This window comes from Neobacillus sp. DFD-2R, assembly GCF_057747865.1.
The window spans coordinates 4,841,742-4,861,067 of sequence record NZ_CM173228.1; the positions used below are offsets into that span (position 1 = coordinate 4,841,742).

At 38.9% G+C, this 19,326-nt stretch carries 21 protein-coding genes and 2 pseudogenes; 9 read left to right on the plus strand and 14 right to left on the minus strand.

The window, feature by feature from the left end; genetic code table 11:
* Positions 1–409: 409 nt before the first annotated feature.
* Both AC3ANV_RS24280 and AC3ANV_RS24285 read right to left on the minus strand, forming a co-directional pair.
* Positions 410–724, minus strand: a complete 315-nt coding sequence (locus AC3ANV_RS24280; protein WP_488311163.1) for a DUF3892 domain-containing protein — start codon at positions 722–724, stop codon at positions 410–412.
* A 136-nt stretch (positions 725–860) separates the two neighbouring features.
* Entirely contained in the window at positions 861–1,451 is a 591-nt protein-coding gene (locus AC3ANV_RS24285; protein WP_488311164.1) for a DUF1836 domain-containing protein, read from the minus strand.
* A gap of 129 nt (positions 1,452–1,580) precedes the next feature.
* Here AC3ANV_RS24285 and trhA point away from each other — a divergent pair, with 129 nt between their 5' ends.
* A complete protein-coding gene (gene trhA, locus AC3ANV_RS24290) occupies positions 1,581–2,228 on the plus strand; it encodes a PAQR family membrane homeostasis protein TrhA (protein ID WP_488311165.1) in 648 nt (215 codons plus the stop codon).
* 271 nt (positions 2,229–2,499) lie between these two features.
* Positions 2,500–2,778 (plus strand): annotated as a pseudogene (locus AC3ANV_RS24295) (transposase); the annotation flags it as partial.
* A 574-nt stretch (positions 2,779–3,352) separates the two neighbouring features.
* On the opposite strand, the gene AC3ANV_RS24300 reads toward AC3ANV_RS24295, so the two are convergent.
* Both AC3ANV_RS24300 and AC3ANV_RS24305 read right to left on the minus strand, forming a co-directional pair.
* A complete protein-coding gene (locus AC3ANV_RS24300) occupies positions 3,353–3,733 on the minus strand; it encodes a DUF488 domain-containing protein (RefSeq protein ID WP_488311166.1) in 381 nt (126 codons plus the stop codon).
* A 29-nt stretch (positions 3,734–3,762) separates the two neighbouring features.
* Positions 3,763–5,043: an MFS transporter gene (locus AC3ANV_RS24305; protein WP_488311167.1), complete on the minus strand. Its 1,281-nt coding sequence runs from the start codon at positions 5,041–5,043 to the stop codon at positions 3,763–3,765.
* 198 nt (positions 5,044–5,241) lie between these two features.
* On the opposite strand from AC3ANV_RS24305, the gene AC3ANV_RS24310 reads away from it, so the two are divergent.
* The 4 genes from AC3ANV_RS24310 (at position 5,242) to AC3ANV_RS24325 (ending at position 9,173) form a co-directional block, all read left to right on the plus strand.
* On the plus strand, positions 5,242–6,729 hold the full coding sequence (locus AC3ANV_RS24310; protein WP_488311168.1) for a spore germination protein: 1,488 nt from the start codon (positions 5,242–5,244) through the stop codon (positions 6,727–6,729).
* 15 nt (positions 6,730–6,744) lie between these two features.
* Positions 6,745–7,833 carry a GerAB/ArcD/ProY family transporter gene (locus AC3ANV_RS24315; protein ID WP_488311169.1) on the plus strand — a complete coding sequence of 363 codons (1,089 nt, stop codon included), beginning with the start codon at positions 6,745–6,747 and terminating at the stop codon, positions 7,831–7,833.
* Positions 7,830–8,894: a Ger(x)C family spore germination protein gene (locus AC3ANV_RS24320; RefSeq protein ID WP_488311170.1), complete on the plus strand. Its 1,065-nt coding sequence runs from the start codon at positions 7,830–7,832 to the stop codon at positions 8,892–8,894. Before AC3ANV_RS24315 ends, AC3ANV_RS24320 begins: the two co-directional genes overlap by 4 nt.
* A 120-nt stretch (positions 8,895–9,014) precedes the next feature.
* A complete protein-coding gene (locus AC3ANV_RS24325) occupies positions 9,015–9,173 on the plus strand; it encodes a hypothetical protein (RefSeq protein ID WP_488311171.1) in 159 nt (52 codons plus the stop codon).
* A gap of 325 nt (positions 9,174–9,498) precedes the next feature.
* On the opposite strand, the gene AC3ANV_RS24330 is transcribed toward AC3ANV_RS24325, so the two are convergent.
* From AC3ANV_RS24330 to AC3ANV_RS24340, 3 genes are all read right to left on the minus strand, one after another.
* A complete protein-coding gene (locus tag AC3ANV_RS24330) occupies positions 9,499–10,026 on the minus strand; it encodes a DUF3231 family protein (RefSeq protein ID WP_488311172.1) in 528 nt (175 codons plus the stop codon).
* 73 nt (positions 10,027–10,099) lie between these two features.
* Complete coding sequence (locus tag AC3ANV_RS24335; protein WP_488311173.1) at positions 10,100–11,806, minus strand: GMC family oxidoreductase N-terminal domain-containing protein; 1,707 nt, start codon at positions 11,804–11,806, stop codon at positions 10,100–10,102.
* Complete coding sequence (locus AC3ANV_RS24340; protein ID WP_488311174.1) at positions 11,788–12,477, minus strand: hypothetical protein; 690 nt, start codon at positions 12,475–12,477, stop codon at positions 11,788–11,790. The genes AC3ANV_RS24335 and AC3ANV_RS24340 overlap by 19 nt, the downstream gene beginning before the upstream one ends.
* A gap of 340 nt (positions 12,478–12,817) precedes the next feature.
* Between AC3ANV_RS24340 and thiS the strand changes: the two genes are divergently transcribed.
* The 3 genes from thiS (at position 12,818) to thiH (ending at position 15,047) form a co-directional block, all read left to right on the plus strand.
* Positions 12,818–12,937 (plus strand): sulfur carrier protein ThiS, encoded by a 120-nt coding sequence (thiS, locus tag AC3ANV_RS24345; RefSeq protein ID WP_488311175.1) that lies wholly within the window; start codon positions 12,818–12,820, stop codon positions 12,935–12,937.
* A 185-nt stretch (positions 12,938–13,122) separates the two neighbouring features.
* Positions 13,123–13,890 (plus strand): thiazole synthase, encoded by a 768-nt coding sequence (locus tag AC3ANV_RS24350; RefSeq protein WP_488311176.1) that lies wholly within the window; start codon positions 13,123–13,125, stop codon positions 13,888–13,890.
* Positions 13,890–15,047: a 2-iminoacetate synthase ThiH gene (gene thiH / locus AC3ANV_RS24355; RefSeq protein WP_488311177.1), complete on the plus strand. Its 1,158-nt coding sequence runs from the start codon at positions 13,890–13,892 to the stop codon at positions 15,045–15,047. The genes AC3ANV_RS24350 and thiH overlap by 1 nt, the downstream gene beginning before the upstream one ends.
* A 200-nt stretch (positions 15,048–15,247) precedes the next feature.
* Here thiH and AC3ANV_RS24360 read toward each other — a convergent pair whose 3' ends face one another.
* From AC3ANV_RS24360 to ureE, 7 genes and pseudogenes are all read right to left on the minus strand, one after another.
* Positions 15,248–15,487, minus strand: a complete 240-nt coding sequence (locus tag AC3ANV_RS24360) for an excisionase family DNA-binding protein (protein WP_488314326.1) — start codon at positions 15,485–15,487, stop codon at positions 15,248–15,250.
* A 52-nt stretch (positions 15,488–15,539) separates the two neighbouring features.
* Positions 15,540–15,680 (minus strand): annotated as a pseudogene (locus tag AC3ANV_RS24365) (P1 family peptidase); the annotation flags it as partial.
* Positions 15,677–16,612: a dipeptidase gene (locus AC3ANV_RS24370; protein WP_488311178.1), complete on the minus strand. Its 936-nt coding sequence runs from the start codon at positions 16,610–16,612 to the stop codon at positions 15,677–15,679. The gene AC3ANV_RS24370 and the pseudogene AC3ANV_RS24365, both read right to left, overlap by 4 nt.
* Before the next feature lie 130 nt (positions 16,613–16,742).
* Positions 16,743–17,561, minus strand: coding sequence for an urease accessory protein UreD (locus AC3ANV_RS24375; RefSeq protein ID WP_488311179.1), 819 nt, complete (start codon positions 17,559–17,561; stop codon positions 16,743–16,745).
* Complete coding sequence (gene ureG, locus AC3ANV_RS24380; RefSeq protein WP_488314327.1) at positions 17,562–18,173, minus strand: urease accessory protein UreG; 612 nt, start codon at positions 18,171–18,173, stop codon at positions 17,562–17,564.
* Between the two features lie 24 nt (positions 18,174–18,197).
* On the minus strand, positions 18,198–18,884 hold the full coding sequence (locus tag AC3ANV_RS24385) for an urease accessory protein UreF (protein ID WP_488311180.1): 687 nt from the start codon (positions 18,882–18,884) through the stop codon (positions 18,198–18,200).
* Complete coding sequence (ureE, locus tag AC3ANV_RS24390; RefSeq protein ID WP_488311181.1) at positions 18,877–19,323, minus strand: urease accessory protein UreE; 447 nt, start codon at positions 19,321–19,323, stop codon at positions 18,877–18,879. The genes AC3ANV_RS24385 and ureE overlap by 8 nt, the downstream gene beginning before the upstream one ends.
* Between the last annotated feature and the right edge of the window lie 3 nt (positions 19,324–19,326).

Below are 19,326 nucleotides of genomic sequence, written 5' to 3' on the forward strand. Positions count from 1 at the left end.
CCATAATCTATTATTAAAAATAAGTATTCATTTTCTACCACAGTAAGAAGCGAGGAGAAATTTATGGCCGAAACAAGAACAAATAAAACGCCTTCCTCAAAAAAGAAGAGAAAGAAAAAACCTTTTTTTGAAAATTTAAATATCCTTCGGTTACTTAAGGTAATCTTGCTTATTATCCTATCACTGCTATTTGTTTACTTGTATTATTTACATACAAAAGGAACTCTTACATCCAATTTTGTTTCACTCTGGAAATTACATAAGAAAATTATTATGATTATATTCGGTTTCGCGGCATATAGTTTGGCTGTTTTTTACTTGGGTGTGAGGGAAGGGAGAAAAAGATAATCGTTGATTATTTCATCCGAAATAGAAAAAAACCGAGTAGTATAAAGATACCACTCAGTTTTTAAAATTCAGGTAAATAATCAAGGTTATTTTCTTTTATCCCATCCGGTTCACTGCGAATGATGTCTCTTCCATACTTGTGAAAGACATCAATATGTGCGACCTTTCCTGCCTTGGCCTCATCTAGAGCAGTGACATAATCCAGCTCACGGCCTGTGTTCGTTTTAAAAGCGATAATGTCCCCATCGTTATTTTTTCTTACCGCAACGAACTCTTCCTTTCCATCTGCGTTGTCTAGATTTACTTCTATTTGGGCTTGCTGTTCACTTTGCTGTCTATACTGATCATAAATTTTTTCAAAATCCTTTTCTTCCATTATAGACACCTCCAAACATACGATAGTATTTACGTTCAAGGCAAAATTATGTATGTACCTGCGGTTGTTTAAATCGGATTTATATTTTTCAAAGGATTCAGAAATAGGTTTAAATAGGAAACATCAAAGGTTCGAATCACCTTTGGCGCTTCCCATCTTTTTCTATTACCATGTCATCGACTAGCTTTTCTGCTACTCTTCGATATATGTTACTCATATGAACGAGTGTAGAAATCATTAACACCTGCTCAAGATTCGAAGAATTTCCATCCTCTATTTTGTTTACTTCGTTCTTTATATCCTTCACCCTGGCATTAATATCCGCTTTAAAGTCAACAACATTTTTGCCAGTCAGATTAAGATAGCTTTTATAAAACGAATCTACATTACCATTCTCTTTTATAATCATTTTATTAATCCCATCAAGCGTTGTTTTAATATCATTAATCGATAGAGCACCTTTCAACTGATAAATCAGGCTCATCAAGATCAGATGCTCTTTCGAATACTTTTTGTTTTTAATCGGAAAAATCAGTTTTCCTTTGGCATAGTTATTAATCATTGTTTTGGTTAAAACCTTTTCTTCTTCATTCCGCTTCGAATCTCCGAATTTGTTTTCAAATAATTGAATCACCTGGTCCATGTATAAGTCTATATGGGGGATTTCTTCTAAGGTAAGGCTTGTTTCCAGACCCAGTTGTTCGAGAATTATCTTGATATTGTCCATGCAAAAACCCCATTCTAAGTAATTTCTATTTTTATTATACATTTTTAAGTATTGATTGACTAGTTCACGTTTTATTAGTATGATTATAAGTAGTTATAAAAACTACATGTTGTTTGGGAGGTATTTTAAATGAACCAATACATTCGGGAACCTATCAATGGGCTAACCCATTTAGCAGGAGCAATCTTATCGTTTGTCGGACTCCTTGCAATGGTGATTAAAGCTGCAATGACAACTTCATCTTCACTGGTGATCACTGCTGTTATCATTTTCGGCGTGAGCATGATCCTTCTTTATTCGGCATCAGCAACCTATCACATGGTGTTAGCAAAAGATAAAGTCATCGCCTTTTTACGACGACTCGACCATTCGATGATTTTCATCCTAATTGCCGGCACATACACCCCTTTTTGCTTTATTAGCTTGAATGGGCAAACAGGCTGGATTCTTTTTTCAATTATTGCCTCCGTTGCCATCTGCGGGGTTGTTTTTAAAATGGTGTGGTTTAACTGCCCTCGCTGGATATCCACAGCTTTGTATATTGCAATGGGCTGGATGATTGTGTTCGTTTCCTCTCCACTCACCGGCAGTTTAAATCCGTACGGTTTGTTCCTTCTTTTTCTGGGAGGAATATTCTACACCATTGGCGGCATTATCTACGGGGCCAAGCCAAAATTTTTACAACTAAAATATATGGGGTTTCACGAGATTTTTCATATTTTCATTTTGCTGGGAAGCTTAGCACATTTCTTATGTGTATTCTTATATGTTCTTTAAATAAAAAAAACGACCTTTCATAGGTCGACAGGCTGTCGAAAAACCTTCGGCAGCCTCTTGTTTATTTATTTGCTTTAACAATTCACCGCGTTATTTTATTATAATATTATTGGTATATAGGCTTTTAAACAGGTCTGTTGATTGGCGCTCCAGGCACTTTGCTTTCCGCGGGCGTGCAGGAGTCTTCGTGCCTTCCGCGCCAATCAACAGAGTGTTTTCAATAAAGACCTCCAACTAAACTAATAAATAATTAAAATAAGTGGTGAAATCAATGTTTAAGCCAAAAGAGTCTAGCCAAAGTGAATTTGAATTTGTATCTATTGATGAATTGGTACCTGATGACCATCTTCTTCGTTTGATTGATAAATATATTGATTTTTCGTTTCTTCTTGAAAAAATCCGTCCTTATTACAGCGATGATAATGGACGCCCTACTAATCCCTTTATTCTTTTTAAAATGATGTTTATTGGTTATATTTACGGCATTCGTTCTGAACGTCAACTAGAAAGAGAAATAAGAACAAACGTTGCCTACCGCTGGTTTTTAGGTTTTTGAATTTTTGTCCTTTTTTATCCAAAATAAATCCCTCCTATGTAGCAGTATGTGTTTTTTTCATACTGTCTACACAAGAGGGATAATATCATAGCAAGGTTAGAAAAAGTGTGTTGCAATACTTTAGGTTGATTTCCCTCCCTGTTGATTGGAGCGGAGGGCACTCGACTCCTGCGGGATAGAGAAGTCACTGGAGACCCCGCAGGCGCCAAAGCGACGCCACTGAAAAAGTCCTTTTCTGCTAATAATGAGATTTCCTGCCAACTAAAATCCCAAAAAATTGCGTTTTTCACCATCAAAGTAGGGAGAGGAAAATGGTTTTCATCGATTTTTCAGTCAATAGTGGGGATGGTTTTTTCAGGGAATCACCTATTGCAAAATATCTTGGACTTTTTCAGTGGCCTCCGCCAAAGCGCCGAGGAGGCTTCAGGACCTCCCCGCGGAAAGCGAGTGCCCGGAGCGGAAATCAACAGGCCCATTTGCATGGACAATCAATAAATTTGGTATTTGGATTCTGACATAATAAAAAATTGCCGAGAAAAATACCATTTCTCGACAATCTGACGACCTTTCATAGGTCGATTTTTTTATTTATTCTTATGAGTAGCTCTTCTAGAAGGACTTGGGCATGGTTATGAATCGGGTCCTTTGCAGCGTATAAAAGGGTTACCGGTCCGGAAGAAGAAAAGCCAATAATTTGCTCTACAGCAAACGATTGCTTCTCATTCAATTGCAGCTCTTTTAAATATTTACACCGGAACTCTGCAAAGCGCTCCGGTTTATGGTCAAACCATTTTCGCAGCTCATTGCTTGGAGCAATGTCCTTTAACCAAAACGCCAATTTTGCATCATCTTTGGAAATTCCTCTCGGCCACAATCTATCAATTAAAATTCGCATGCCATCCAATTCATCATAAGGTTGATAAATTCTTTTTAAAAATATATTGTTCATTTTTCGCCTCGGTTGTATCGATAATTAACCTAAACCCTTAATTCCCTTTGCTGCTTTACTTCCTGGCGTTGTTCCTTAATGAGAATTCCTCCAATTAAACCTACCAATGAAAATATAACCGGAATCATAAAACCGTAGTGGTATCCAACACTACTTTCAGCCGAATGAAAATGGTCTAACACTTTTCCAAAAATACTTGGTAAGAGGACAGCACTTAGAAATCCCCCGGTATTCGCAAATCCTGAAATAACACCGACCTCTTTCATTGCAAAGGACTTTCGTACGACGGCAAAGGTTAACGAACTTGAACCATTTCCGTAACCAATGATAAAGAAAAGAATAATAAGCATGAAAAATGATGGCTTCCCGCTAAATAGAAGAAAAGCAACCCAACTAAAAAATACAATCATATGAACAATAATATAGGGGCGTTTTATCGATTCTAACCGGCTTGAAATCCAACTTGTAAGAGGAGCGCCTATGATGGCACCAAAAAGGCCCATCATAATAAGCTGGCTCGCACCCGAACGTGTCATTCCATACACATGCATCCCATAAGGTACTGCCCAAGAACCAATAAATCCTACATATGTACCGACAAGACCAAAGTGACATAAGAATGTTGCCCATGCTTGACGATCAGAAAAAATCCGACGTAACATAGTAAGCGTTTTTTCAGGTTTATGCACCATTTTAACAGAAGATTTTTTCGTAACAGAATCGTTCTTTATCAGTTGTTTTGGCTTTTTAACGAGAACAAAATAAAGAAGAATTCCACACAGAAATAAAATAATTCCCATTGTAAAAAATGGACTTCTCCAACCGGTTAAGGCAATCCACGCTGAAAAAGGAACGGTCGCCACCAAAGAACCAAGACTCCCCGCCATTCCCGCAAGGCCAAGTAATCCAACAAATTCTTTCACTTTAAACCATTGACTTAATATCAAAACCAAATTCACCCAAATGGTTGCATCCCCCATTCCCACCAGTAATCTGGCAAGCAGTAAAACGAATTCATTGGGTGCAAGACTATAAACTATTGTACCTAAACCATTAAGTAGTGCCCCTCCAATCAGAAAAAGATTAGGACCAAAACGATCAGACAGGATCCCAATTGGAATTTGGAAGCCGGCATAGGCCAAAAATTGAATACTCGTCAATAATCCAATGGTAGATGCTGTAACATTAAAATCTTTCATTAATTGATCGGAAATTAATCCCGGTGCTGTTCGTTGAGTCACGATTAAAAAATAAGTTAACAATACGGTTGCAAAAACAACCCATCTATACCTGCTATTTTGTTTTTCCAATTACCTCTACCCCTGTTTGTATTTATTACTTTCCTATTATACGCTATTTTTTTCTTAATTGAATTCTACTGCTCAAGCATTACTACGCCAACATGAGAACTTTTAATTAGTTACTTACTACCCAAAACGATATTCATTCATAATCCTTCCAGTTAAGGAAACAATATTATTAAGGATGAGTATGGCGGTGAGACAACAATGGGATGGTTTACAAAAAAGCTAGGACAAAAAGATGAAAAAGAATCACTGGAACAATATCTTGAGCGTTCAACCGATTTTAAAAAGGTTCATTATATCAATCAGCAAACTAATAAATATTTTTGTTTTATGTTTATTTCTACACTAATTGACGAAAGCATTATACAGAATAATGCACTTCCTTATTTAATGGAGAGATCCTTCGAAACGATTGAGGACGTTAAGAAGCTTGTCGCGATAGCAGACGTTGAAATCAGCAATGACAAAAGCGTAATCGAACAAAAATTGTTTAATGGCTATGTACTGTTAACAATGGAATCTGACAGTCAAAATTTTGCATTTTTGGCTGCGCAAAAGGAGATTGTCCGAAGTATCACGGCGCCGGAGGTTGAATTTAGCGTCATCGGCCCAAAGGAAGCCTTTGTTGAATCGTTAGATCAAAATTTAAATTTGATCCGCAAAAGGCTTCCCGTAAAAGAACTGATTATTGAAGAGTTAACAATCGGCTCTCTTTCAAAATCAAAAATAGCCATTCTGTACATGGATGGCATTACAGATCCGGATAATGTCCAAACCGTTAGAGAAAGGATACAAAAAATTCAATTTGATGCAATCACTGATAGTTCCTATATAGTCCAATTACTATCAGACAATAAAAATTCCCCTTTTCCTCAGCTTCTGGATACGGAGCGTCCCGACAGGGTAACGGCCATTCTCGCAGAGGGTAAAATTTCCATACTTGTGGATGGGTCTCCCCATGCACTGATTGGACCAACAACGCTGGTTGAATTCTTCAGCTCTTTTGAGGATTATTTCTTAAATTGGATGTTATCTTCTTTTTTCAGGCTGATCCGGCTTTTCGCCGTTGCGTTTTCTATATTAATTACGCCTGTGTATGTCGCGACCTTATCGTACCATTACGAACTCATCCCAAAGGATTTAATGAATACTTTGGTTACGTCCCGTCGGGAAATACCGCTACCGCCTATTTTGGAAGCCCTTTTTTTGGAGCTGACAATCGAACTGCTCAGGGAAGCGGGAGCACGTCTTCCCACCAAAGTTGGCCAAACGATCGGTATCGTTGGCGGTATCGTTATCGGAACGGCCTCTGTTGAAGCAGGGTTGACAAGTAATGTCCTCTTAATTATTGTTGCGCTTGCTGCACTGGCATCTTTTACGACACCTGTTTACAAAATGGGCAATGCGATTCGTTTACTGCGATTTCCATTCCTGCTTTTTGCAGAACTTTGGGGGCTGATTGGGATTGTTTTCTGTTTTTGTCTCCTAATGACACACTTAATCCGGCTTACTTCCCTTAATAGGCCATTTTTAGAACCATTATATCCACCAAGAATGAAGGATCTTAAGGATGCTCTTATTAGACTCCCTTTCAGCAAACAATCTTTAAGACCGCAATATTTACGGACACAAAATCCTGTTCGCTTTAACATTACGGAAAAAAAAGAGAAAAGAGATATAGACGAATAGGTCGGAGGAAGGGCTATGGAACATTCAGTGCATGATAAAGCAAAAATATCTCCTTTTTTAGTTTTTTTTCTGATCCACAAGATGCAGGTTGGTATCGGCATTCTTGGATTCCAGCGGATTATCGCTAAGACAGCAGGATATGATGCCTGGATTTCAGTCCTTCTTGCAGGCTTAAGTATCCATATCATTCTTTGGATCATGTACAAGATTGCAGAGACTGTGGATGGGGATATTATATCGGCTCATATATTTGTTTATGGAAAAAAACTGGGCAACCTCCTGACCCTGCCATTTGTTTTATATTTTTCACTGATTACTGTCACGTTGCTTAGGGAGTTTATTGAGGTTATCCAAGTATGGATGTTTCAGGATATTAGTCCCTTTTGGTTTTCCTTGGCTTTTTTCGGTTTAGCCATTTACATTATTTTCGGCGGATTTAGAACAGTAACTGGTGTGGCATTCTTTGGAGTCGTTCTGCCAGCCTATTTAATCGTGACTTTTTTCGCGACCATACCCTATGCAAATATCAGAAATTTACTGCCCATTTTTGACCATTCAATCAAGGATTTGGCTTTGGGCGCTTATCAAATGTCACTCACCTATCTTGGCTGGGAGGTATTGATGTTTATTTATCCTATGATCAAAGATCCCCAAAAATCAAAGAAATGGGCCCATCTTGGTGTCCTATATACCACCTTTCTCTATACATTGATTACCATTATAACCTTTACCTATTTTTCAGAGGGACAGCTTCAAAAGAATGTATGGGCGACCTTAACAATATGGAAAATAATTGAAATGCCTTTTGTGGAGAGATTTGAATACATTGGCATCGCCAACTGGATTATTATTATTCTCCCCAATTTTTGTATTGGCATCTGGTGTGCGACCCGCATTTTAAAAAGAGTGACCAAAATGAAACAAAAACACGGGGTACTTTTGTTTTCCCTGGTTTCTCTAATTGCCATTAATTTTTTTAAGACACGGGAACAAATTAACAATCTGATCTCCTATACAGGTAAAATTTCTTTTTTTATTAATTATGGGTATATCCCTCTCCTCTTTTTTCTAGTGTTAATTGTCAAGAAGGTGAAGCACAAATGAAGAAAATTATGAAAGCCCTCTTAATCGTAACCATTGTTACGACCGGGTGTGTACAAAAGGAGATCGTAGATGATGTCAATCTCGAAACGGGAGGGGCATATGATTTAGTTGGAAATAAGGTCCGCGGGACGGCATTAATCCCGGTCTATTTGCCGGATAAAGCCGTAGAGAATAAAACCTTCACGGCCTCTTCAAAGTTAAGCAGAGACTTCTTAAGGGATGTGCAGCGCCAATCTCCGGACCCGATCGTAACAGGTAGCCTTGAAGTGGTCCTATTTGGTGAACGACTATCAAAAAAAGGCATATTAGACCTCCTCGATGCTTTTCAACGCGATGCCAGCATTGGTGCAGGACTTTACCTCGCCGTAACAGAGGGTGAAGCAAAGGATATCATTACAGGCAATTTCGGGGAAAGAGGAAATGCCATATATATTTCCAATCTCATTCGCCATAATATGAAAAACAAAGATATGCCAAAAACAAATCTTCAGCGTTTTTTATTTGATTTTTATCAAAAAGGAAAATCCGGCTATCTTCCCCAGCTAAGAAAAATCGGGAAGGATCAGATTGAAATCAGCGGAATTAGCTTATTTCAAAACGATCGTGTTGTAGATACCATTCCGGCTAAAAAAATGTTCTTTTTCAAGCTGCTGGTCGATGACTATAGTAAAGGAACCTTAAAGGTGAACATGGGCAAGGAAATGGCAGCCGTTGAAAGCATCCGTTCAAAATACAAAATGCAGCTAACAACAAGAGATCCATTTACAGTAAACGTCCAGCTTAAGGTAAAAGCTGTCTTAAATGAATACTCCGGTAAACTGGTTACACCAGTGCTAATTAAAAAAATAGAAAAAAAACTTGTAGAGAAAATTGAATTTGAATGTGCAAAGTTAATAAAGAGGTTCCAGGAAAAAAATATTGATCCTGTAGGATTTGGGCAATTTGTAAAAAGCCAGACAAGGGGATTCAATTTTAAGAAATGGGAAAATGTTGACTATCGACAATTAAAAGTGAACGTTCAGGCAGATGTATCGATTACCGAGTCAGGGGTTATTGAATAATAGGGATGTTAAGCGCCTTCTGTAACTTTTTCTTTTCCGCCATTGTTTTAAATAACCATGAGGAGTTCATGATGCCCGAAACCAGAAAGAAAAAGAGAAAGCGGGTACCATGGGGCGTTCATGATGCCCGAAACCAGAAAGAAAAAGAGAAAGCGGGCACCATGGGGCGTTCATGATGCCCGAAAACTGAAAGAAAAGAGAAAGCGGGCACCATGGGGCGTTCATGATGCCCGAAAACAGAAAGAGAAAGAGAAAGCGGGCACCATGGGGCGTTCATGATGCCCGAAAACTGAAAGATAAAGAGAAACGGGTCACCATGAGGAGTTCATGATGCCCGAAAACAGAAAGAAAAAGAGAAAGCGGGTACCATGGGGCGCTCATGATGCCCGAAAACTGAAAGAAAAAGAGAAACAGATCCCAATGGAAATTCTTACAATTAGGACTAAGTATCTATATTTTGCAAGGTTCTGGTTATTTAAATGAAAAAATCGACCTTTAGTATCATAGGTCGATTTTTTATTTATTTTTCTTGTAGATTTGGTTAAAGATTGGATCTTTGTTACGTTTAAAGGTAATGACTTTATAGTTGCTGAGAATCGAAAACCTAAGCTTTGTAATAAGGCGGAATACGAAGCCACTCATGCTTATCCAAATACTGTTTCACAGTTAAACCAAAAGTTGTCTTCCTTAAGATAATTTTTGAGAAAATTAAACCAACATCTGCCCGAATGGATTCAGTAAGTCCTCTGGCAGCATAATTGACCCCCATAGCAAGATTATAGGACATTAGATTAGCCAATTCTTCATCATTTAATTTGGCACCCTCCGGTATATTCCGAAAGTCACCAACCGGTTTTTCCGGAGTTGATTGAGGTAAAGGGACTCCTTCTTTCATTAAAAATCTGCTGATCTCGTCTCTAATCGGGATGTGTAAAGTTTCTCTTATATCCTTTAAAATTTGTTTCAGTTCCGGATCTTGGGCAAGATTGTAGCCGATTTCTTCATTACGCATTGTCGTTTCTGTACCTAAAAGAAAAAACCAAAGGTTGGTAACTTCCATCACATTCAATGGTTTTTTCTCGCCGTCCATAAATGGTTCAAATGCATCATGAATCACGTCAAATAGTTTCATGTTTGATAATCCCACCAAACTTTGGATATGATTTGTTATGATGGTATCTTTTCCATTTAGAAATTAAAACATGCTAATTGAAATACTTTTTAAATAGTTTTTCTGCTGTACGAGTAGCTAGTGCTTGTGTCGTAAGGGTTGGATTAGGTCCGCCCAAACTATTATAATGGACGCTATTGTCAGCAATATATAACCGTTTTACTTGGAATGATTCACAATTCTGATCAACAACAAAGCCAATTCGCATCGTACTTTCCATATGAATCATCATACCGGCTGGCCAATCAGACCAAATAATTTTTTTTGCCCCCATTTTTCGTAACATGTCAGCAGCCATCTTAACCAGCTCGTTTCGCTTCCTTATGGATGGTTTGGCAGGTTTATAAATCACAACGGGGACCGGGCCATTTTCATCACTAATTAACGGATCAAGAGTAATTCCATTTTGCTGATCCACTTCATCATCGGTACTTACTAAAATATTTAAAGTTCTTCGGTAGGAGGCCATTGATTCTTTTAATTCATAACCGAAAAGACGCCCCCTTATATCCCATGGATCGCCCTTAGTAGGCGGTGGTTGTAAGAAAAAGTAACCTGACTCACTTACTCCATAAAAAGAAGCTGTTAATCCAGGGCTCATCCCAACCGACTGCAAAGCACCAAGTCCCGGATAATCAAACCTTGCCCCACATGTATTTCCCACAAAGGGGTTAATTTCCGGACTTCCCAATATAGAAATCAAATCTTTTTCATCAAATATCCCGGATAACCAGTCCATATAATGATTAACCAAGCCTTTTCCTACCCAGGGATTGTCAGGAAGAGCTGAATTTAACCAAAGACGCGGACTTTCAATGGATCCCGAAGCCATCACTACGATTTCCGCCCTTAGCTCTTCCTGCTCCCCCGTCCATGTGTCCCTTATTTTTACTCCAATGGCGCGCAATCCTTCAGAAGCATTTTTATCCGTTAATATTTTTATAGCAAAAGTATTTGGCCTAATGCTGACATTACCTGTCTCTAATGCAAGCGGAACATAGCTGACATTTGTCGAGCGCTTCGCAATTTTATCCACTGATGGTCCATGCGGACATCCGTTAATACAATGCCCCGAAAGCGTACAGCCTTCCATCCGTGATAGTTTCTCTACGGAGAGGTTTGGATTTGTGATGTTTTCATTAGGAGGCAATATTGCATTAGGCTGCGGCCTAAACCCGGGGACTGTCACATCCAGTGTAGGAATCAAGGGCCACCCCGCCTTCTTCGCTCCATAATAAAATAATTCTTCTTTTGCAGTTGTAGCCGCAAAGTTCACGGGTAATGTAGCTTCAACCTTTTCATAATAGGGAATTAGTTCCCGATAAGAAAGGGGCCATACATTATCAATAGCCTCCGGAAATGCCCGGGGGCAATTAGCCGTATACGTTTGGGTCGTTCCTCCGACACCGGAGCATTGCCAAATCATCCCCTTCTGTTTAATATTCCGAAACCATTGGGAACGACTGCGGTCTGCAGGGCCCCACCGAAACCTGCCTGACACCAAATCATTCATATTTGATTCATACTTATTTAACAATCGTTTATATAGGATTATATCCAAATCATCCAATGACGAACTTAATTTGGCTCCGGGTTTTAAATTGGGATTGGTCCACTTTTTATTCCCGTACCAGGGGCCTGCTTCTAGAACTAAAACCTTTAAACCCATCTCTCCTAACTCTTTTGCTATAACGGCTCCCCCGCCGCCTGCTCCGATTACAATCACGTCCTGACTCGCCATTCGTCTTTCCCCTTCTTGTGCGGAATAACTGCTAAGAATCCTCGAAAATCACGATATCCAAATGACGGACCCGGATATTGGGACTGGATCCATCCATATGGAAAATATTCTATTCTCCTGTAATCAGGAGAAAATAGACGTGTGGTTCCGTACGCTATCCATTCCGAATAATGGCCAAACATGGTAAGTTGATTTAGTACATCCATCATATTTCGAATAAGTCCAGGGTTATTTTTATAAGGTGGATTTAAGTTTTCAAGATTAATTTCAAGCCTCTCTAATAGAGATAGGGCTCTTAACCTGTCAATCGGCCATAGCTTAGTGAATGGACCGCCTTCAGGAAATGCATATACATTAAGCGGGTAATGAATCTTCTTTGTTCTGATTAATTGAGTGGCAGCAACGTCGAGCAATTCAGCAGTTGCTTTCGACATCGATCTAGTAACTAAATTTAGTGGCACTTTTGCCGGAATAGCAATAGAATGATCCAATACCCAAATGGCATACTCATAAACATCCAATTCCAACGCCCCGTCCACTTGAACAGTTCCTAATGATTCAGTAAATCCGGGAGTCGGTGGAATAATAGCCTGAACAAGTGACTGAAAAGTGGACTTGGTATAACTATTTCTCTTTCGCTCACTTCCTTTTGCTCCTGTTATTTTCCACACCCCCTTCTAATATTTTAGAATGATTCCTTGCCTTTCCTAATAGTATTTATGAACCCGTTTTTCTATGTCAGGAAGTTTTTAAACCGGTAAAATGAGGTATAAAAAATAAAGAAATCCTACATATTGCATATCTTTTCTTGACTACAATACCCTACTTTTATATAATTCTGTTAAATAAAAAAAGCACAAAATGGGGAACACCACCGAAAGGGTGTTAGTCTCATTTTGTGCTTTTTTATTGTAAAAATTTGGAAAGAAAGTGAAAAAATGAAGGTAAATGGCACCTTTATAGAATTGGGGAAAAAGCAGACTTTATTTGATTTTTTAACCATGCAAAAATTTGAAATGGCTACTATTAGTTGAACGGAATGGCGAAATTATTCCAAATGCCGTATATAAGGAAGTTCTCCTTGAAAATGAAGACAATCTGGAAATTGTTAGATTTGTAGGAGGTGGTTGATCTGTGAAAATATTATTTTAAATGGCTTTCAAATAGAAAAAGATTTCCAACTATCAGAAAACAATGGTACTTAAAAAAAGATCGAAGAAATTAACCCATTTATTAAAATATACACCCAAAATATAAAAATAACCGAAGAGAATTTATTGGTAGGACAAGAAGATATATAAGAGAGGATTTTAAAAATGAATGATAAGTTAACAATTGGCGGACATGAGTTTCAATCAAGATTTATTTTAGGATCAGGAAAATTTTCATTAGAAATGATGCAAGCAGTGATTGAACATGGTGAAGCAGAAATCGTAACCCTTGCACTAAGGAGGGCAAACACAGGCGGAGAAGAGAATATATTGGATTATATTCCAAAAAACCTTACATTGCTGCCAAACACTTCCGGGGCAAGAAATGCAAAGGAAGCAATGAGAATTGCACGTCTATCAAGGGAACTAGGCTGCGGTGATTTTGTAAAGCTCGAGGTCATTCATGATTCTAAATATTTGTTGCCTGATAACTATGAAACAATTAAAGCGACAGAAATGCTGGCTAAAGAAGGGTTTATTGTGATGCCCTATATGTACCCGGATTTATATGCAGCGAGATCGTTAGTCAATGCCGGTGCAGCTGCCGTTATGCCTTTGGGTGCACCAATTGGAAGCAATAAGGGTCTTTGTACAAAGGATTTCATCAAAATCTTAGTGGATGAAATAGATTTGCCTATCATTGTCGATGCAGGAATCGGCCGTCCTTCACAGGCATGCGAAGCAATGGAGATGGGTGTTGATGCTATTATGTGCAATACGGCAATTGCTACAGCAAATGATGTGGCTTTAATGGCAAAAGCTTTCAAACAGGCTATTGAGGCAGGCCGGTCTGCCTATCTTGCAGGATTAGGTCGAGTATTAAACTTTGAGGCAGAGGCTTCCAGCCCTTTGACCGGATTTTTGGAGGATTAATGATGCAACGAAAAAAAGTCGATCACATGCAATATATGGATGGAATGGAAGCCATCAAGTCTGATCTGATGGAAAAAGTTTTAACAGCTGTAAAAGAATATGATTATGATCAATATACCAGCAGAGATGTGGAAAAGGCCTTAAGTAAAGAACAGCTTTCGATTGAGGATTATGCGGCAATTCTTTCCCCTACAGCCCTTCCATATTTAGAAGATATGGCAAGAAAAGCAATGAAAGAAACAAGGAAGCATTTTGGAAATTCTATTTCTCTCTTTACACCTTTATACATTGCTAATTATTGTGAAAACCAATGTGTTTATTGTGGATTTAAAGCTACAAATAAAATTCATCGAGCAACCCTTTCCTTACAAGAAGTGGAGGATGAATTAAAAGCAATTGCTGCCACAGGTTTGAAAGAGATTTTATTACTCACTGGGGAATCTCGTCATAAATCAAACGTTGAGTATATTGGAGAAACAATTAAATTAGCAACGAAATATTTTTCGACAGTCGGGATTGAAATCTATCCATTAAACACAGACGAATACGCATTTTTACATAGCTGCGGTGCGGATTTTGTCTCAGTCTACCAAGAAACCTATAATACGGATACTTATGAAAAGGTTCATTTATGGGGGTCAAAACGTATTTTCCCATACCGTTTTCATGCCCAAGAGCGGGCTTTATTAGGGGGAATGCGTGGTGTTGCGTTTGGTGCACTGCTAGGACTGGATGATTTTCGAAAGGATGCATTCGCAGCTGGTTTACATGCCCTTTTAATCCAACAAAAATATCCGTATGCAGAGATTTCTTTCTCTACACCGCGTTTAAGGCCATATATAAACAATGCGGAAAATAACCCAAAAGATGTGCATGAAAAAAAACTTTTGCAGGTCATACTGGCTTATCGCTTGTTAATGCCCTATGCTGGAATAACCATTTCTACAAGGGAAAGAGCAGGATTTCGTGATAATGTCATTGGAATGGCAGCTACGAAAATATCAGCAGGCGTTAATGTTGGTGTGGGTGGCCACAATGAAGAACAAAAGGGAGATCAACAGTTTGAGATTTCGGATGAACGAAATGTGAATGAGGTTCATCAGATGATTCTTAGCAAAGGATTACAGCCTGTTTATACAGATTATATTAGAGTTTAATAGAGTATTTCCATTGATAAATAGCCTTTGCTCCCGATGAGTAAAGGCTACTTTTGACGAGTTTCTTTTATTTTGTTAATTAGTATAGCTACAGCCAGGGAAGGTGTCCCGTTTCCTTCGGTTATAGAGACGGCGTTGATGAAATTTATGTCGTAAATTAAGATAAAAACCGCCTCTATTTATAGTACGGTTCACCGCCCTTAATCCTCATCCTTTACATCGGGATCTTCCGGAATCGGTTCACTAAGTATTTCCTCAACTAATTGTTTATACTTCTCCATTTGTTTTAGATGACTGTTGAATTGCTCTTTATATATCAAATACTCCTCACCATCATATATAGCTCGGATTTTCTTCTGCTGAATCAAGCTTTCGACCGTAGCCTCCGGAATGGACAAATATTCTGCTGTCGCTTTTAATGTAAGATACAATTCGATCAATCCTTTTTTATAATGGAATTTTCTGAACAACCCTGCCTGCTCGCCCTTTTGTTGTCACCGAATTCTCCCCTGTCTCATCCAGAGAAAAATCAAGTGTCACATGTCCAACCATAACACCGTTGACATCGGTAATACAATTTTTTTCACCTGTCGGCAGCTTGCCGATTATCCATCCGTTTTCTCGAACCTTCATCGTCCCACCCCCGGGCGACGGTCGAGAAAGTTTTGGCAGGCAAATCCTTTTACCTCTTCTTCGGAATAGTATTTTAAAAGTTCATTAATGAGGTTTTGGCTTTTAGATGCATCCTCTAAATCCGTAATAAAGGTAGCGATCCCATCAAAATCCGAACCCAAACCGATTTGTTTCACACCGCCTAACGAACAGAAATGATCAATATGCTTTACAAGATCCTGTATCGATGCTTTTCCACTTTCATTAATAAACGGCGGATTGTAAACAACGTGAATCAGGCCGCCTTTATTAAACATAGCAGTTGCTTGCTCATCGGTTAAATTGCGGGGATGGTCACAAAGCTTTTTAGAATTTGAATGACTGGCTATTGGGTATTTGGCAATCTCCATCACATCCCAAAATGCTTTTTCGCTTAAATGAGATACGTCTGTGAGAATTTGATACTCATTGTTAGAATGAACAATTTCTTTCCCAAACAGTGTAAGACCGCCACCGCGCGGTTCTCCTGCCCCATCTGCAGCAAGATTGGCATTGTTCCAGGTTAAACCGACAGAACGGACGCCGAGCCGGTAAAGAATGCGCAGTTTTGTTAAATCATTGCCAATTGCATCAACGCCTTCGAGTGTTAACATTGCACCGATCTGCCCGAGCTTTAATTGATCAAAATCTGACCAATTCTTCAGATGTACCATATCAGGGTTTTTCCCTATGACTTCCTTATAAAAATAATCTATTTGTTCAAGAACGACTTGAAATTTTTGCTCTGAATGAATCTCAGGTTCAATAAAAATGGCAAAGCATTGAACCTTGATCTTTCCTAGCTGCAATCGGGTTTTATTTGTTTCTAATTCAGGTGCATCAAAATATCGTAAAGACCCTTTTGCTTCCTGCAATTTCATTAATGCATCACAATGCAGATCAATTATGTACATTTGCGTAAACTCCTTTTTTTAAAAATTTTATCATATCTAAAAGGTAATGGCTAAATGTTCCAATGACCATCATTTCTTATTAAAATGCAAAAAGCTAGCCCTTATGGTTTAGGCTAGCAGCTTTATTAATTTAATATTTTCTAAGAAACACCGGCTCTTTTTCAAACAATTTCCCCCTTATGCTCTCGTGACAGAGGTTTAGGATATTTTCAACCTCTTGTGTTGTATTCCCTAATACCCGAAGAGCAAAACCGGGAACCGACAACCTTGATAGACCAACCCTGCACGCAGATAAAGATTGAAACATAGTAGAGATATCTTCTAAAAACAAACGATTCACCCGATTATCAATGACTAACATGGTACCAAAATGAGTATACCCCTCCATATAACCTATGCCTGTAATTTCTTTATCCGGTTCTATCTTAATATGATCAAATAAAATTAAATGATCCTCGAGATAAACCTCTAATTTGGATTGAAGCAGGTCATAACGAAAGAGCGTTCCATCCGGAGCCCATCCGGGGGTTAAAATATCCGTAAAGATTAGTGATGCCCCGTGCTCCATCCTAATCACAGTCTGCTGCTTAAAACGTGCATTTTGATAAGCAATAATCGGATCAGGTAGATATTCGAAGACACTTCCTTTTTTCAAGAAGATTTCCATTTCTTGAAAAGCAGGCCGATTACGTGTTTTATAAATTTTCGTGGAAGATTGAGTCGTAACCGCAGCCTCAGCCCCTTCTTCCAAATAGATATCCATCCTATAAGTATCGCCATCAAGGAACCCGCCACCAGGGTTCATCACATACAGATACGCCTCTCCGCTCCCTGTTAGATAAACAGGTCTCGTAATTTTAAGGGCCCCCTCTGAATAGGCTTCTTTTAAAATCGTTTTTTCCTTTTTCTTCTCACAAAATAGCTTTAAATATCCCGTTCTCTTCTCCACTTACCCTAATCCTACCAATAAAGCATTTTTCTTAATCCAGTCAATGACCTCACTGACACCAATATCCTCTTTTAAATTTGTAAAAATATAAGGCTTTCTCCCTCTGGAAATTTTTGTATCAGCTTCCATCACTTCGAGGCTTGCCCCGACATATGGGGCCAAATCAATCTTATTGATGATAAATAAGTCAGATTTAATCATCCCTTGGCCGCCTTTACGAGGAATTTTTTCTCCCTGCGCTACATCAATAATGTAAATCGAAAAGTCAACAAGTTCCGGGCTAAAGGTTGCCGCCAGGTTATCGCCTCCGCTTTCGACAAAAATAAGGGACAAATCCGGGTGTTTTTCCTTCAATTCTTCAATTGCCGCAAAATTCATGGAGGCGTCTTCCCGAATCGCTGTATGCGGGCAGCCGCCCGTTTCGACACCAATAATCCGATCTTCAGGCAGGACACTGTTTTTTATTAAAAATTGAGCATCTTCTTTTGTATAAATATCATTCGTTACAACTGCAATCTTACATTCATCATTCATGTATCTCGTTAATCTCTCAACGAGCATGGTCTTACCGGCACCAACCGGCCCCCCGATTCCAATCCGTATCGGCTCCATCATCATTCCTTCTTTCCTTATTTTCTATGACATAAATAACCGTACATGCAGCTGTTCGTGGCGCATTTGCGCGATTTCCAGTCCAGGCGCAACTGCCCCAAAATCGTCTACATCCAAAGTATCAATTTTCTCAAAAGCTTTTAACAAATAGGGCTGCACTTCTATCAAAATACGCTGACCGTCTGTTTGCCCCAGCGGAATCCCGCGAACACCGTTTTGAACAAGCGTTACAATAGTAGAATATAGATAAGTCAAGATCGCTTGTTTTTTATCTATTTGTAAGAAATGGCTGATAATCGCAAATGCAATCGCCGGATGTCCGAAAGCTTCCTTCGTTCGGATTTTCCCAATATATTCATCTAATAAAGGAACTGAATATAAGTCCATCCCCATTCGGACCAGCCTCTCCCCAATTCGTCTGTTTGCTTCCCGGGCCTCTTCAGGCATATTTTGAACGAATAATTTACGATCTAATTTCCATATCACACTTATTTCATTAGTAGACAATGCTTCAAAGGCCAATCGGCAGGCAAAGCCATCTGTAAAGGTCAATTGTTTTTCCAAAAAAATGCGAATCCATTCAAAAAACGTTTTTTTATTATGGACCGCTTCTTCCTGGATGTAGGTTTCCAATCCAAATGAATGTGAAAACGCCCCAGAAGGAAAATTGGAATCACCTAATTGCAATAAAGTTAAAAGCTGATTATCCATGATGATGACCGATATGTCGAAACGCCTGCTTAACGGTTCTTTTTTCTCTAGCGTAAGGGATTTCTAATTGTTTCAGCAGATCCTCGACTAAATAATCATATTGTACGAGCATTTCCTCTCCTTCAAATTGAGCAGGCAAATGTCGGTTACCCAGCTGATGGGCAATTTCCCCCATTTGTTTCATACTCACCGGTCGAAGTACGAGCAAGTCATCCGCCGTAACATTAACAATGATCATGTTTCGGTCATCCATGTACAATATATCGCCATCCAATAAATCTTTCGGTTCCTTTAAGCGGATTCCCACTTCCTTTCCATGGTCAGTCGTTACCCTTTGAATTCGCTTCACTAAATCATCACTTGTTAAATAGACTCTTTCAATATGCAGGCCTTTAGGTCCTAAATTGGCAACATTCCCAACGATTTGCTCTATGATCATTCT